A 14380-nucleotide genomic window follows, 5' to 3' on the forward strand; every position below is an offset into this window, starting at 1 on the left:
GGGGTGCGCGGTGCGGGGGGTGCGTCGCGGTGGGCGGTGAAGCCCTGCTCAGCGGCTGCTGCGGCTGCTGCAACCGCCGCTGCCTCGACGTTCGCACCGCATGCGCCGCAGAAGCGGTCACCCTCCTCGAGCGGTTCCGCGCAGCTCGGGCAGGCGGAGAGTTGGTCCAGCTGAGCCATGGTCACACCCACGTCCGGGGGCGGAAACGGTTGGCCCGCTCCACCAGTTCGATCCTCTCGGTTCCGCTCTGCGCGAGCCGGGCGAGCAGCCGGTAGGACCGCTCCAGGCCGAAGCGCAGCCCCTCCTCGGTGAGCGGACTGTCCAACAGCCGTACCCCGGCATCGGGTGGCGAGCCCGGCGCACCCGCAGGCGCGGGCCCGGAGGCGGCCCCCCGGGCGGGAACAGCCTGGCACAGCAGCCAGTCGAGTGCGCAGCCCAGTACCTCGCAGGTCAGCTCCTGGCGGCGTACCGCGTCCAGTCCGACCTCTTCCAGATCCGCCACCTGCCGCGCCGCCGCCTGGAGGTCTTCCAGCAGCGGCTCATGGGGCGAGCGCTGCCGCAGCCGTGCGCGGACGGCCGCCACCCGGGCCGCGGTGTAGTGGATGGACGATTCCGGCACCGACTCCAGCACCTGGACGGCGCCTTCCCTGTCGCCCGTGGCGAGCCGCACCCGCGCCAGGCCGAACGCGGCGCTCACATACGCCGGATCGGTGGTCCACACCAGCCGGTAGTACTCCGCCGCGTTGTCCAGCTGGCCGAGCAGCTCGGCGCAGATGCCCAGTGCCAGCTTGGGCGCCGGTTCGCCGGGGAACGCGTCGTAGACCGCGTCGAAGGACAGCGCGGCACCCTCCCGGTCGCCCGTCACCAGGGATGCCAGACCGCGGTACCACACGACACGCCAGTCGTCGGCGTGCCGCGCCTCCAGCGCCTCCAGGGCTTCCAGTGCGCCTGCGGCCGGCCCGGCGCCGTCCTGCGGCTCGTCCGTCTCCAGCAGCGCGCGCAGCTTGCGCAGCCGCAGCTCCAGGGAGTCGCTCGCCGCCCCCTCCAGCGCGGTGAGCAGATCGGCCGGCGAGGAGGCCATCAGCCCGGCGAGGAGGCCCGCGTTGGGGTCCGAGGGGTCGACCCGCGGTACGGGCAGCGCCAGCGCCGTCTGCCGCGTCCGCAGCGGGGCCAGTGCGATACCGGCGCCCCCGGCCCCCTCGCCACCGGTGGACGGTACGGGGAACGAGGCCAGCGGAGCGGGCTGCGCGGTGCGCACCGGTGCCGCAGTCGCCACTCCGGAGGGGACGGCCGTTGCGGGGGACGTCGCCGCGGCCGTTGCCGGGGACGTGCCCGTGGCCGGCACGGCGGTGGCGCGGCCTGCGGAGGGCTGCGGCGGGATCGTGGCCTGCTCCTTCCCGGTGCCGCGTTTGCTCCCCGTCCACTCGCGCGCCCCCAGGAGCGAGGCGTCACCGGTCTGCGGGGCGAACAGTTCGGTGTCCACGACGCGCAGTTCGGGTCCGAACAGGCTGGAGAGCGCGGGCCGCGGCTTTCCGGTCTGCACGGCCACCACCTCGCGCAGTACGCCCAGCAGTTGGTCGGACATCTCCTGCGCCGAGGCGAACCTGCGCCGCGGATCGGGGTCGGTGGCGCGCACCAGGAGCCGGTAGAACGACTCGTACCGCTGGAAGACCTCGATGTTCTCCGGATTGGGCAGGCTGTCGACGTAGACGTTGGTGTAGCCCTGGAAGTCGAAGGTGAGGACGGCCAGCGTCCGCGCCACCGTGTACAGGTCGGAGGCGACCGAGGGGCCCTCTTCGGCGACTTCGGGTGCCTGATAGCCGACGGTGCCGTAGATGGCGCTCTCGTCGTCGTCCATCCGGCGCACCGCGCCCAGGTCGATCAGCTTGAGCTGGTCGCCCTGCTGTATCGCGTTGTCGACCTTGAAGTCGCAGTAGAGGAGATTGCGGCTGTGCAGATGTCCCAGGGCTTCCAGGGCCTCGATCCCATAGGCGCACGCCTGCTCCACGGGGAGCGGGTCGCGCCTGCCGCCGGGGGTGCGCCGGGCGTTGGCGATCTGTTTGAGCGAGCTGCCGCCGACGTACTCCATCACGATGTAGCCGTCGAGGCTGCCGGTGCGCTGGTCGAGATGTTCGACGAAGTTGTAGATCCGGACGATGTTGGAGTGCTCGATCTCCGCCAGGAAGCGCCGTTCGGCGATCGCCGCGGCCATCGCGTCCTGGTCGCCGGTGTCCAGCAGGCCCTTGAGGACCACCCAGCGGTCGGAGACGGCGCGGTCGACGGCCAGATAGACCCAGCCGAGCCCGCCGTGCGCCAGACACCCGGCGACCTCGTACTGGCCGTGCACGATGTCGCCGGGGTGCAGTTTGGGAACGAAGGAGTAGGGGTGGCCGCACTGGGTGCAGAAACCTTCCGTGCGGCCCGGCCGGTCACCGCGTGCGCGTCCCACTGGTGCGCCGCAGTCGCTGTTGCTGCAGAAGCGCTTGCGCTCGGGGACCTCCGGGTTCTCCAGGACGACCCCGGCCGGGTCCGGCCGCGGCACCTCCGGGATCTGCACCAGCCCGGCGCCCAGCCTGCCCCGGCTGGAGCTCTTGGCGGAGGAGCGGGCGCTGCGCACCGAGACCGAGCGCTCGGTGCTCCGCCCGGACAGCGAGCGGGAGAGCCGCCCGGAGACGGAACGGCGGGAGGCGTGAGAGCGCCCTGAGGAGCGCGAGGACTCCCGCGAGGACGCTCGTGAAGAGGCCCGCGAGGAGGATTCCCGGGAGGAGGAGCGGGAGCGCGCGGAGCCGGAGGAACGGCTGTCACGCGCCGGGCCGGCCGGGCTGGTCATCCCGGTGGGCGCGGAGCCCAGCACCCCGCCGGGTGCCACCACGGGGGCGAGCCCGCAGATGTTGCAGTACAGCTCACCCGCTCCCATGTCCTCGTATGTGCCCTCGCACTGCGGCCGTTGGCACGGCCGGTTCTGTGCGCTCGACTGCTCGCTCACTCTGCCCCCATGTTCATTGCTCCGCCCGCGGCGTCCCGGGCGTCCTGCTGCCGCTGCTGGAGCGCTTCCTGCGCGGCCCACTGGTAGCGCAGAACGGCGTCCTCGGCGGCGCGCAGGTTGCAGGGAGCGCTCCACAGCATTCTGCGCGCCGCGTCGTAGCGCTCGATCAGCAGGCGGTCCTCCGCCAGGCCGTTCTGTGCCACCTTCGCCTTGTACGCGTCCAGCCGGCCGCGCAGTTCCGCGCGGACGGCAAGCGGTGCGGTGACGGCCGACAGCTGCGCACGGGCCCGCTCCAGCTCCTCCTCGGCACGCTCTTCCAGGCTCTCCAGCAGCGGGGAGAGCCGGTGCCACTGGGCGCGTCTGCGGTACTCGGCTGCTGTGGCGAGCTGTTCCTGCAGCACGGTGGGCGGGCCGCTGACGGCCGGCACCTCCGAGGCAGCGATCTTCGCCAGCACCTCGCCGCGTGCCGCGCGGGCCTCGGCGAGGGTGCGGTCGGCGCGGGTGAGCAGGTCGCGCAGTTTCATCAGCCGGGTTTCCGCGTCCTGCCGTACCGCGAGCACGGCGTCGATCTCGCGCCTTACGTCCTCCAGGGCGCGGGCCGCGCTGTCGTAGCGGGTGGTGTCCGGCCGGCCGCCGCCCGGTGCTCCGCTGCCTCCGGTCGGCGTCCAGAAGGCGAGCGGGTCGCGGACGACCTCCTCGCGCAGTGCCTTGAGTTCGGCCGTGGTGCGCTCCAGGTCGTCGGCTGCCGGGTGCTCGCCGGGGCGCACGCCCACCGAGTGCGCCAGGGAGCGCACGCGGCCGAGCTCGGCGGCGAGCAGATCGATCCTGGCGGGCAGCGCCGACCATACGGAGTCGGCCGCCGCCACGACGTCGAGGGCCTGCGCGTACCACTCGTTCATCCGCTCCACGAGCTGGGTGAGCGTCAGCTCCTCGGCGAGCCTGGGGGCTTCGGTGAGGCTCGCGCCCGGGGTGCCCGGCAGGGCGCCGCCGGGCACGGTGAGGGTGCCGCGCAGCAGACGGGTCAGTTCGACCAGGTCGTCACGGCTGGGCCAGCGGCGACGGGCCCGCAGTTCGCGCGCCTGCCGCAGGGTGCGTGAGTAGACGTCGAAACCGTTCCACAGCGAGGTGATGGCCGCCTCGGCACGGGACCAGCGGTGCGCGGTCGTCCCGGCGAGCTGTGCGCCCTCCAGGAGCCTGCGCCCGGCGTGGTCCTGCAGCGCCAGCAGGGAGGACTCGACCGCCTCGTGCTCGGCGTCCAGCCGCTCCAGCACACGGTCGGCCTCCTCCCGGCTCATCACCTCTCCGGCAGCACCCGCGGACCCCATCGATCACCTCGCTGTTCGACTCGTACTCACGGACCGGCACATCGGCGACGCGGCCACGGCGACCGGTTCAGTCACCACGGCGACTGGTTCAGTCACGGTAGAGCGGCTTCGGCGGTGCGGGTTTCTTCCCTTCCGTACCCATCATGTCCTCGGCCAGCCAGTGGTCGTAGGAAGACTTCCACTTGTCCTTCCGGTAGTCCTTCAGAACCTTGTTGACCCTCCGCACGAGATCCTTGTCCTGAAGGTTCATCGCGACACCGTAGGGCTCCACCGTCTCCGGACGGCCGATCAGTTGGACAGACGGGTCCTGTGCGGCCTGTCCCGCGCCCAGCGCGCTGTCGGTGACCGTGGCGTCCGCCTCGCCGAGTTGGAGCCGCACCAGGCAGTCGAGCTGGTTGGGGACGACGACGGGCTCGGCGCCCAGGGCCGCGTAGCCGGGTGACTTCATCATCTTCTCCGCCGTGGAACCGGAGGCATAGCACACGCGTTTGCCGCGCATGCTGCTGTCGAAGCCCTTGACGCGGGCCCGTTTCTTCGGCACGAGCAGCTGCTGGCCCGCCTCGAAGTAGGCGGTGGAGAAGGCGACCTGATCGATGCGCTCGCAGTTGATCGTCATGGTGCGTACGACCATGTCGACATCGCCCTTCCGGATGGCGGGGATGCGCTGGTCGGTGGGGATGGTCCGGTAGGTGATCTTCTCCGGCCCGTCGCCGCCCAGCAGATCGCGGGCGATGGCCTTCACCAGGTCGATGTCGAAGCCCTCGATCTTGCCGGTGGCCGGGTCGCGGTAGCCCCACAGATAGCTGTTCTGGTCGACGCCGACGACCAGCTTGCCCTTCTTCTTGATCCGCTCGACCGCGTCTCCCGAGGCGCCGGAGGGCTTGAGGCTCTCGGCGGGGTTGTGGCCGTCCTCGCACTTCTCGGGCTTGGGCTCGGCCCCGGGCTCGGAGGCGGACGCGGGACGGACGGAGGTGGCGCCCGGGCCGTGCTGCGCGTTGTCCGGCCCGGTGCCGCCCGTGGGCCCGGCAGGCCCGTTGCCCGGCAGCACCGTGGAGACCAGGACCGCCGCTGTGACCGCCAGACCGCCCGCGGCGACGGCCCACGGCCTGCCGCGCCTCATGGGCCGCAGTGGGCCGGCGTTTCCGCGCACTGCTGCACCCGCGTTTTCGCGCTCTGCTGCACGCTCGCTTCCACCCTCAGGTGCCCGCTCTGCCCGCTCGTGTTCGCGCCCGGCTCCGCGTCCGCCCCCGACTCCGCGCTCCGGCATGGCGTCCCCCCTCCTCACCTGTACTCCGCCAGCCTGCGCCCGATGCCCAGTACGGCGGCAGCGGCGCCGAGTACGGCGAGCACCAGGGCGCCGACCACCAGCCCGGCGAACCAGTCGCGCCCCGCGCCTGCTGCCTTCTCGAACTGCCGCTGCTCGTGCGCACCGGCGCGGCTGAGGCTCTTGTCCACCTCGTCGAAGCTCTCCCGCGTGCTGTCCTTCGCGCCGATCACCTGCTCGACAGCGTCCTCGTAGTTGCCGCCGTCGTCCTCGGCGCGCGCCTGCTTGTGCCGCTGCTGCCAGATACGGACGGCGTCCTGGGCCTCCGCCACCGCGCTGCTGCCCGCCCGGTCGTCCGCCACCTCACGCACGTCCTGAAGCAGCCCGCTGCCGGCCCGGTCCCGCTCGCCGTCGCCCGCGACCTTCGCCATCTGCTTCTGGTAGCTCTCCTCGTAGACCGCGCCGCCGCCGCGGGCCACCAGCGTCATGTTCTCGTCCCCGCGCGCCTGGAGGGTGCCTATCCGCGCCTCGTTGAGGGCGTGCAGGGAGCGGGCGCCCTCGGTGTACGAGGCGTTCAGCCCGGAGCGCGCCATCACATGTCCCGCTGAGAGCCACACCAGGAGAGCGAGCGAGAGCGCTGTCGCGCCGAGCAGGCCCCGGTTGAAGACCCGGTTGGTACGGCGGTAGTTGCGGCGCTGCGCCCAGCCGAGCGCGGCCAGTGCGACGACGCCGGTTCCGAGGGCCGGCAGCGGCCGGCTCTTGGCGTCGTCGTAGTCGCCGCCCAGCTGCCTGGTCTCGGCGGTGTACAGCTTGCGCGCTGCGGGCAGCAGTTCGCCGCGCATCTTCTCGTTGGCGTACCGCAGATAGGCCCCGCCCAGCGGGAGGCCCTGCCGGTTGTCGGCACGCGCGGTCTCCACAAGCCCCGCGTAGACGGGCAGACCGCGGTTGAGCACGGCGATCTGGCGCTGCGCGGTGCGCGAACGCGCGGAGTTGGCCGCAGCGTCGGCGAGCAGCTGGGACGCCTCGCGGATGTCCTTCTCGTAGCGGCGCCGCTCCGAGCGCGGCTCGTCACCGCCCGCCAGGAAGCCGCTGGAGGCCGAGGTGTCGGCGTCGGCCAGCGAGCGGTAGATGTGCGCTGCGTCCGCGCTCAGCGGCTGGCTGTGGTCCACCACGGCGTCGGCCGCGGCCGCCCGGTCGGAGACCTGCCAGGCCGTCACGCCCCCGAACAGCAGGACCACAGCGGCGAGTACGGCACCGATGGCGCGCAGCCGCCCGGGTTCGGTGGTCGCGGCCGTACGCAGCCGCCGTACGCCCTCGGACCACGCCGTACGGCGCGGGGCGCCCAGCGGGCCCGACGGCGCCGCAGCGTGCCCGGAGGCGGCGCCCTGGCCGGGTTCCGGGCCGACGCCATGGCCGGGACCTTCCGGGGGTACCGGCGGAACGGGCGGCGGTGTCGGTGGCGCGGTCGGCGGCTGTGTCACGGCTGGAGCCCTCCCCCTTGGTCGCTGGCAGACACCCTGCCGGTGCGTTCGCGCTGCTCCCTTCCGTGCAGTCCCCCGGCTCCCCTGCCCGGGTCTGCGGGCGGCAGGACGCCCGGCGGCGGTGCCCAGGCCAGCAGTATGGCCGCACCCCGGGACGCTCACAGCAGCTTGGCCGGGATCTTGTTCGGATCGCGACCGAACCCTGGGCCGACAGGCCGCCCCACCGCGCGCCCGGCAACCACTGTCTCCTGCTGCTGCGCTCAGCTGCCCTCCCGTCGTGCTCTTGTCCTCCCTCACGCGTTCGAGAGGCCCGCGGTTCCGTGGCGGTCCCGAGAGGCCCGCGGTTCCCGTGCCGGGTCCCCAGCGGTCCGCAGCTCCCGTGGCGGTCCAGTACGCCGCTCGGGTCACTCCGAGTCCGGCGCGCCCAGTGGCCAGGTGTGCGGGCCTTCCGGGTCGTCCAGCCAGGCCCACTGGCGGCCCTCCAGGACCGTGACGCCGTACCGTTCGCGCTCCGGATGTCCCATGCGGTCCCACAGGGCGTACGCCTCGGCAGGGTCCAGATGTGCGCCGGTGAGGGCGAGCAGGAAGCGGAACCTGTCGTCGTTCAGCGCGTGCGGCGGCACACCACTGGGGAGGCCCTCGCAGCCGCTGTCCCAGTCGGCTGCTGCTCCGCCGCGCAGGGGGACGAAATAGGCGGGCGTGCTGTGGAAAGTTCCCTTAGCGCTGCCGTCCGCTGCGACGCGCAGGGCGAGCAGCCCGGTGGCCAGTGGGGTGAGGATCAGCCCGCCGGGCAGGCACTGGGCCGGCCACGCCTCGGGGATCCTGGCCACCGAGCAGGTGGCGATGATCCGGTCGTAGGGCGCGTCGGCACGGCAGCCCTGCGCGCCGTCGCCGGTGACCACCCGGGGCCGGTGACCGGCGTCGGCGAGGTGGCTGCGGGCCGCGTCGGTGATGTCCGGGTCCAGGTCCACCGTGGTCACCTGCCGGTCGCCGAGCCGGTGGCTGAGCAGCGCCGCGTTGTAGCCGGGCCCGGTGCCGATCTCCAGCACGCGCATGCCGTCGGCGACCTGGAGGTGCTCCAGCATCGTGGCCATCAGGGAGGGCTGGCTGCTGGAGGAGAGCAGCCGGCCGTCGCGGACGCGGGTGGCCAGCGGCTGGTCGCTGTAGACACCCTCCCGCCAGCGGGCCCTGCGGCCCGGGTCGGGGTCGTCGCGCCAGAGCCGGTCCATGCGGCCGCCCGGGACCGGCACGTAGAAGTACGGCACGAACAGCTCGCGGGGCACCTGGGAGAAGGCCGCACGCCAGGCCGGGTCACGCAGCCCGCCATGAGCCACGATCTCCCGGACGAGGTCCGCCGGATGGGCAGCTGCCGCATTGCCATTGGCCATGTTTCCACTGTGCGATGAGACAGATGCCACGGCGAGACCGGAATATCGGATTCAGCCGTTAGCCTCCGCGCATGTCCGACAACGCGATCACAGCCGATGGGCTGCGCAAACGCTACGGGGAGACGCAGGCCGTCGACGGTGTCACTCTCCAGGTGAAGCGTGGCGAGTTCTACGGAATCCTCGGGCCCAACGGGGCCGGCAAGACCACCACCATGGAGATCCTGGAAGGGCTGCGGGAACCGGACGAGGGAAGCGCTCAGCTACTGGGGCGCCCCTCCTGGCCGCGCGATCCCGCACTGCTGCACCGCATAGGCGTGCAGCTGCAAGCATCCGCGTTCTTCGAACGGCTGACGGCCCGTGAGCAGATACGCACCTTCGCCGCGCTCTACGGAGTAGACGAGTCCCGGGCCGACGAGATGCTGGAGACCGTCGGACTGACGGAGAAGGCCAACACCCGGGAGAACAAGCTCTCAGGTGGGCAGGCACAGCGGCTGTCCATCGCCTGCGCCCTGGTGCACGACCCGGAGCTGGTCTTCCTGGACGAGCCGACCACCGGTCTGGACCCGCAGGCCCGGCGCAACCTGTGGGACCTGCTGCGCCGCATCAACTCCACCGGCCGCACCGTGGTGCTCACCACGCACTACATGGACGAGGCCGAGACACTGTGCGACCGGGTGGCCGTCATGGACCACGGCCGGGTGCTGCGCGTGGGACCACCACAGGAGCTCGTTCAGGAGCTGGGAGTCGACACCCTGGAGGACGTCTTCCTCCAGCTGACGGGGCGGGAGTACCGGGAGTGAAAGCCTTTCTCAGCCTGTCGCTGGCGATGGCGCGCGGGCTGGCCCGCGACCGCGCGGCGGTGTTCTTCACGATGATCTTCCCGCTGATGTTCCTGATGCTCTTCGGCGCGCTCTTCAAGGACCAGGGAGTCGGCCGGTCCGAGATCGTGCAGGTCGGCGCCGTCAAGGTGCTCGACGGCATGCCGGACGGCGAGCGGGCCGCACTGCGCGACGTGCTGAAGATCGAAAAGACGGACGGCTCGGCAGCCGCGCGCAAGGAGGCGCTGGAAAAGGTACGCAAGGGAGACGCCGACGCCGCCGTCTTCCAGCAGGACGGCAAGGTGCAACTGCGCTACTCCGCCGCCGACCAGGTGCGCTCGGGCACCGTTCGCGGAGTACTCGACAGCATCGTCCAGCAGGCCAACCAGCGCGCCACCGGACAGCCGCCCGCCTTCGCCCTGCGCACCGACACCGTGGAGGACAAGACCACCAAACCGATCCAGTTCCTCACCCCGGGGCTGCTGGGCTGGGCGGTGGCGATGGGCGGCGTCTTCGGCTCCGCCTTCAACCTCGTCAGCTGGCGCAGAAAACGCATCCTGCGGCGCCTGTGGCTGGCCCCCGTCAACGCGAGGACGGTGGTGGGCGCCCGCATCGGTGTCAACCTGACGACCGCCTTCGCGCAGACAGCCATCTTCCTGGCCGTCGCCTCGCTCCCCTACTACGGGCTGAAACTGACCGGACACTGGTGGCTGTGCCTGCCGCTCGTCGTATGCGGCACGCTGGCGTTCATGTCCATCGGACTGCTGGTCGGCTCGTTCGCGAAGACCGAGGAGGCCGCCAACGGGCTGGCACAGGTGGTCATCCTGCCCATGGCGTTCCTGTCCGGGGCCTTCTTCCCGCTGGACAACGCGCCGCAGTGGGTGCGCACAGTCAGCGATTTCCTGCCGCTGAAGCACCTGTCCCAGGCCATGCAGGACGTTCTCAGCCGCGGCGAGAGCTGGGGCGCGGCACTGCCCGTGATGGGCGGACTGCTGCTGTTCGCCACGGTGCTGACGCTGATCGCGGCGCGGCTCTTCCGCTGGGACGACGCGTAGCCGCTCCGCGGGTGGCCGGCGGGTGACCGGGGCCCTGGGCTTCGTCCCAGGGCCCGCTCCAGTCGTGGTCCTAGGGCTACAGCCCTCGTCCGTGGCGTCTGCGACCATGGACGGGTGATGGAGATTCCGCGCGGCAGTCTGGAGACGCAGACCTTCTACGAGCAGGTCGGCGGCGAGGAGACCTTTCGACGGCTGGTGCACCGCTTCTACCAAGGGGTCGCCGAGGACCCCCTGCTGCGGCCCATGTACCCCGAGGAGGATCTGGGACCGGCCGAGGAGCGGCTGGCCCTCTTCCTGATGCAGTACTGGGGCGGCCCCCGCACCTACAGCGACGCCCGGGGCCACCCCCGGCTGCGGATGCGGCACGCGCCCTTCAAGGTGAACCAGGCGGCGCACGACGCCTGGCTGCGGCACATGCGCGACGCGGTCGACAGCCTGGAGCTGCCCGAACATCTGGAGGCCCAGCTGTGGAGATACCTGGTCTACGCCGCCGGATCGCTGATCAACTCAGCGGACTGACGGCATAGCGCGTCCAAGGGGGCGGATTGACGGCGCAGAGCGCACGGGGACACGCAGGCTGACGGCGCAGAGCGCCCAGGGGCACGTGGGCTGACGGCGTAGCGCGCCCGGGGGGACGACGCCCTCACACCGGGGTGACGCTCAGCCCGCCGCCGGCCGCGCCGGGGCTCTCCCGGCGCCGCACCACGACCGACCCGTAGGCCGTCCGCAGCCGCAGCCAGCCGCCCGACTCCAGCAGGGCCGCCGGGTCCTTGCCCCGCAGAAAACCGAGCGCGTGCGCCGCATGCGCCGCGCGCAGCGGCAGCTGCGTACGCCCCAGCGGGCGGGACCAGATCTCCTCCGCCAGGGCGTCCAGCGTCTGCCTGCCGCGCTGCTCGGGCGGGAGCTTCTCGGCCCGCTGCCGGAACTCGCCCACGGCGGCTGCCGCCACCGAACCCACCGCGTCCACCGGCACCCTGGCGAACTCCCGCCAGCCGCCGCGCGGCGGCAGCACACCCGCCCAGGACGGACCGGTCACGGCCTTCGGCACCCCGACGGCCTCCCGCTCCTCCTCGACCAGCTCCAGCAGCTCACCCGCCGCCACGGTCACATCCATCTCGACCGGCTCCAGCAGCCTGCCTGTACGCACGGCAAGCACCTCGAAGCGGGCCGGTTTGGCGAACACCGCAGCCACACCGCCGCCCGCCTGGATACGCACGGCGGCGTTCTTCTCCCAGCGCACCAGCCGCTCCAGGAAGGCGGCGAGACCCGCCGCCTCCCCGGGGTCGGCGAAGACCAGCCGGTCAGCCACTGTGGCTGTCATCGAAGTAACCCTCCAGGAAGGAGCGCTCGGCGGCCGACAGCCGCCGTGGGTAGCCCTCCTTCAGGTTGTACGGGACCACGACCGTGCGCGCCCGTACGAACGGACCCTCAGCGGACTTCGGGTCCTTGATCTCGTAGCCGAAGGTGACCGAGGCGGCGGCCAGCTTCTCCACCCACAGCTCCACCGTCACCGGGTCGGCCTGGTGGACCAACTGCCGCAGATAGTCGATCTCGTGCCGCGCCACGACCGTCCCGCCGGTGAACGCCTCCGGGTCGGCGCGCCGCGCGGCCCGGGACAGGAAGTCGATCCGCGCCTCCTCCAGATAGCGGAGGTAGACCGCGTTGTTGACGTGCCCGAAGGCGTCCATGTCCGACCAGCGCAGCGGGCACTGATAGCTGTGCCGCACGCGCTCAGCTCCGGGTCAGCTTCTTGTACGTCGCCCGGTGCGGACGCGCCGCGTCCGGACCCAGCCGCTCGATCTTGTTCTTCTCGTACGACTCGAAGTTGCCCTCGAACCAGAACCACTTGCTCTCGCCCTCGTAGGCGAGGATGTGCGTGGCCACCCGGTCCAGGAACCAGCGGTCGTGGGAGACGACCACCGCGCAGCCCGGGAAGTCGAGCAGCGCGTTCTCCAGCGAGGAGAGCGTCTCCACGTCCAGGTCGTTGGTCGGCTCGTCCAGCAGCAGCAGATTGCCGCCCTGCTTGAGGGTGAGCGCCAGGTTGAGCCGGTTGCGCTCACCGCCGGAGAGCACACCAGCGGGCTTCTGCTGGTCCGGTCCCTTGAACCCGAACGCGCTCACATAGGCGCGCGACGGCATCTCGACCTGGCCGACGTTGATGTAGTCCAGCTCGTCCGAGACGACCGCCCACAGCGTCTTCTTCGGGTCGATGTTGGCGCGGGTCTGGTCCACGTAGGAGATCTTGACCGTGTCGCCCACCTTGATGGTGCCGGCGTCGGCCTCCTCGAGACCCTGGATCATCTTGAACAGGGTGGTCTTGCCCGCACCGTTCGGACCGATCACACCGACGATGCCGTTGCGCGGCAGCGAGAAGGACAGGTCGTCGATGAGCACCTTCTCACCGAACGCCTTGTGCAGGTTCTCGACCTCCACCACGACATTGCCCAGCCGCGGACCCGGCGGGATCTGGATCTCCTCGAAGTCCAGCTTCCGCGTCTTCTCCGCCTCGGCCGCCATCTCCTCGTAACGGGTCAGACGGGCACGGGACTTGGCCTGCCGCCCCTTGGCGTTGGAGCGGACCCACTCCAGCTCCTCCTTGAGGCGCTTCTGGCGCTTGGCGTCCTTCTGCCCCTCGACCTTGAGGCGGGCCTGCTTCTTCTCCAGGTAGGTGGAGTAGTTGCCCTCGTAGCCGATGGCCCGGCCGCGGTCCAGCTCCATGATCCAGCCGGCCACGTTGTCCAGGAAGTACCGGTCGTGGGTGATGGCCACCACGGTGCCCGGGTACTTGGCCAGGTGCTGCTCCAGCCACTGCACCGACTCGGCGTCCAGGTGGTTGGTCGGCTCGTCCAGCAGCAGCAGATCGGGCTGCTCCAGCAGCAGCTTGCACAGCGCGACGCGGCGCTTCTCACCGCCGGACAGGTTGGTGACCGGCCAGTCGCCGGGCGGGCAGCCCAGCGCGTCCATGGCCTGCTCCAGCTGCGCGTCCAGGTCCCAGGCATTGGAGTGGTCGAGCTTCTCCTGGAGCTTGCCCATCTCCTCCATCAGCTCGTCGGTGTACTCGGTCGCCATCTGCTCGGCGATCTCGTTGAACCGGTCGAGCTGCTGCTTCGTCTCCGCGACACCGTCCTGGACGTTCTCCAGCACCGTCTTGGACTCGTCCAGCGGCGGCTCCTGGAGCAGGATGCCCACGCTGTAGCCGGGCGAGAGCATGGCGTCACCGTTGGAGGGCTGCTCCAGACCCGCCATGATCTTGAGCACGGTGGACTTGCCCGCGCCGTTGGGGCCCACGACACCGATCTTCGCGCCGGGCAGGAAGCTCAAGGTGACGTCGTCGAGGATCACCTTGTCGCCGTGCGCCTTGCGCGCCTTGCGCATGGTGTAGATGTACTCAGCCAAGAGGAACCGTCCGGCAATCTGTAGGTAGTCGTACGCGGCCAGGCCGCGCGGGTCGTCATGCGGCAGCGCGCCGCGGGTTGATCTGCGGCCGCACCACGTAAGGCATACGCACCCCATCTTGCCGCACCGGGGCCCCGCCCCGGAAACGGGTTCCGCGGCAGCAGCCCGCCACCGGCCGCCCCGCCGGCTCCGGGACACGGGGCCGGGGCGCACCGGAGCGAGGGCTGCGGCACCCCGCGCGGGCCCGTGCCGGGCGCACCGCCCCGGCTCAGGCGGGGCGCGGAGGGCGGAGGGTGGGCGCGCTGGGCGCACTGCCGGCTTGGCTGCGGCATGGAATGCGGAGGGCAGCCGCCCCGTACGGGCGCACCGCCCTGGCTCAGGTGCAGCACGGAATGCGGAGGGTCGTCGCCCCGTACAGGCGGAGCGCCCCGGCTCAGGCGCGGCGGCGCAGGATGCGGAAGAGCGGTCGTCGACGTGGGCGCACCACCCGGCTCAAGTGCAGAACGCAATGCGGAGGACAGCCGCCCCGTACCGGCGCACCGCCCCGGCTCAGGCGCGGCGGCGCAGGATGCGGAAGAGCGGTCGTCGACGTGGGCGCACCACCCGGCTCAAGTGCAGAACGCAATGCGGAGGACAGCCGCCCCGTACCGGCGCACCGCCCCGGCTC

General features: G+C 71.6%; 11 protein-coding genes. 3 read left to right on the plus strand and 8 right to left on the minus strand.

Annotated elements, in window-relative coordinates:
* Positions 1–181: 181 nt before the first annotated feature.
* The 5 genes from ITI46_RS28435 to ITI46_RS28455 all read right to left on the minus strand — a co-directional run bounded on the left by ITI46_RS28435 (position 182) and on the right by ITI46_RS28455 (position 8444).
* Complete coding sequence (locus tag ITI46_RS28435) at positions 182–2986, minus strand: serine/threonine-protein kinase (RefSeq protein ID WP_209242781.1); 2805 nt, start codon at positions 2984–2986, stop codon at positions 182–184.
* On the minus strand, positions 2983–4311 hold the full coding sequence (locus tag ITI46_RS28440) for a hypothetical protein (protein ID WP_209242782.1): 1329 nt from the start codon (positions 4309–4311) through the stop codon (positions 2983–2985). The genes ITI46_RS28435 and ITI46_RS28440 overlap by 4 nt, the downstream gene beginning before the upstream one ends.
* A gap of 88 nt (positions 4312–4399) precedes the next feature.
* Positions 4400–5431, minus strand: coding sequence for a glutamate ABC transporter substrate-binding protein (locus ITI46_RS28445; RefSeq protein ID WP_209242783.1), 1032 nt, complete (start codon positions 5429–5431; stop codon positions 4400–4402).
* A 161-nt stretch (positions 5432–5592) separates the two neighbouring features.
* A complete protein-coding gene (locus ITI46_RS28450) occupies positions 5593–7056 on the minus strand; it encodes a GlnX family signal transduction membrane protein (protein WP_307808358.1) in 1464 nt (487 codons plus the stop codon).
* A gap of 404 nt (positions 7057–7460) precedes the next feature.
* Positions 7461–8444, minus strand: a complete 984-nt coding sequence (locus ITI46_RS28455) for a methyltransferase domain-containing protein (protein ID WP_209242784.1) — start codon at positions 8442–8444, stop codon at positions 7461–7463.
* Positions 8445–8515: 71 nt separating this feature from the next.
* On the opposite strand from ITI46_RS28455, the gene ITI46_RS28460 reads away from it, so the two are divergent.
* The 3 genes from ITI46_RS28460 to ITI46_RS28470 all read left to right on the plus strand — a co-directional run bounded on the left by ITI46_RS28460 (position 8516) and on the right by ITI46_RS28470 (position 10836).
* Positions 8516–9244, plus strand: coding sequence for an ABC transporter ATP-binding protein (locus ITI46_RS28460; RefSeq protein WP_209242785.1), 729 nt, complete (start codon positions 8516–8518; stop codon positions 9242–9244).
* The gene (locus ITI46_RS28465; protein ID WP_209242786.1) at positions 9241–10317 is read left to right on the plus strand and encodes an ABC transporter permease; all 1077 of its coding nucleotides are present in this window, start codon (positions 9241–9243) and stop codon (positions 10315–10317) included. The genes ITI46_RS28460 and ITI46_RS28465 overlap by 4 nt, the downstream gene beginning before the upstream one ends.
* A gap of 114 nt (positions 10318–10431) precedes the next feature.
* A complete protein-coding gene (locus tag ITI46_RS28470; RefSeq protein ID WP_504739820.1) occupies positions 10432–10836 on the plus strand; it encodes a globin in 405 nt (134 codons plus the stop codon).
* Positions 10837–10960: 124 nt separating this feature from the next.
* On the opposite strand, the gene ITI46_RS28475 is transcribed toward ITI46_RS28470, so the two are convergent.
* Genes ITI46_RS28475 through ettA form a run of 3 tightly spaced genes read right to left on the minus strand, consistent with a single transcriptional unit; the run spans position 10961 to position 13713 of the window.
* Positions 10961–11638, minus strand: coding sequence for a DUF8185 domain-containing protein (locus ITI46_RS28475; protein ID WP_209242788.1), 678 nt, complete (start codon positions 11636–11638; stop codon positions 10961–10963).
* A complete protein-coding gene (locus tag ITI46_RS28480) occupies positions 11619–12044 on the minus strand; it encodes an acyl-CoA thioesterase (protein ID WP_209242789.1) in 426 nt (141 codons plus the stop codon). Before ITI46_RS28480 ends, ITI46_RS28475 begins: the two co-directional genes overlap by 20 nt.
* A gap of 4 nt (positions 12045–12048) precedes the next feature.
* Positions 12049–13713, minus strand: a complete 1665-nt coding sequence (gene ettA, locus ITI46_RS28485) for an energy-dependent translational throttle protein EttA (protein WP_209242790.1) — start codon at positions 13711–13713, stop codon at positions 12049–12051.
* Positions 13714–14380 lie beyond the last annotated feature (667 nt).

Origin of the sequence: Streptomyces oryzae (assembly GCF_017676365.1) — a bacterium.
Lineage (GTDB): Bacteria > Actinomycetota > Actinomycetes > Streptomycetales > Streptomycetaceae > Streptomyces > Streptomyces oryzae.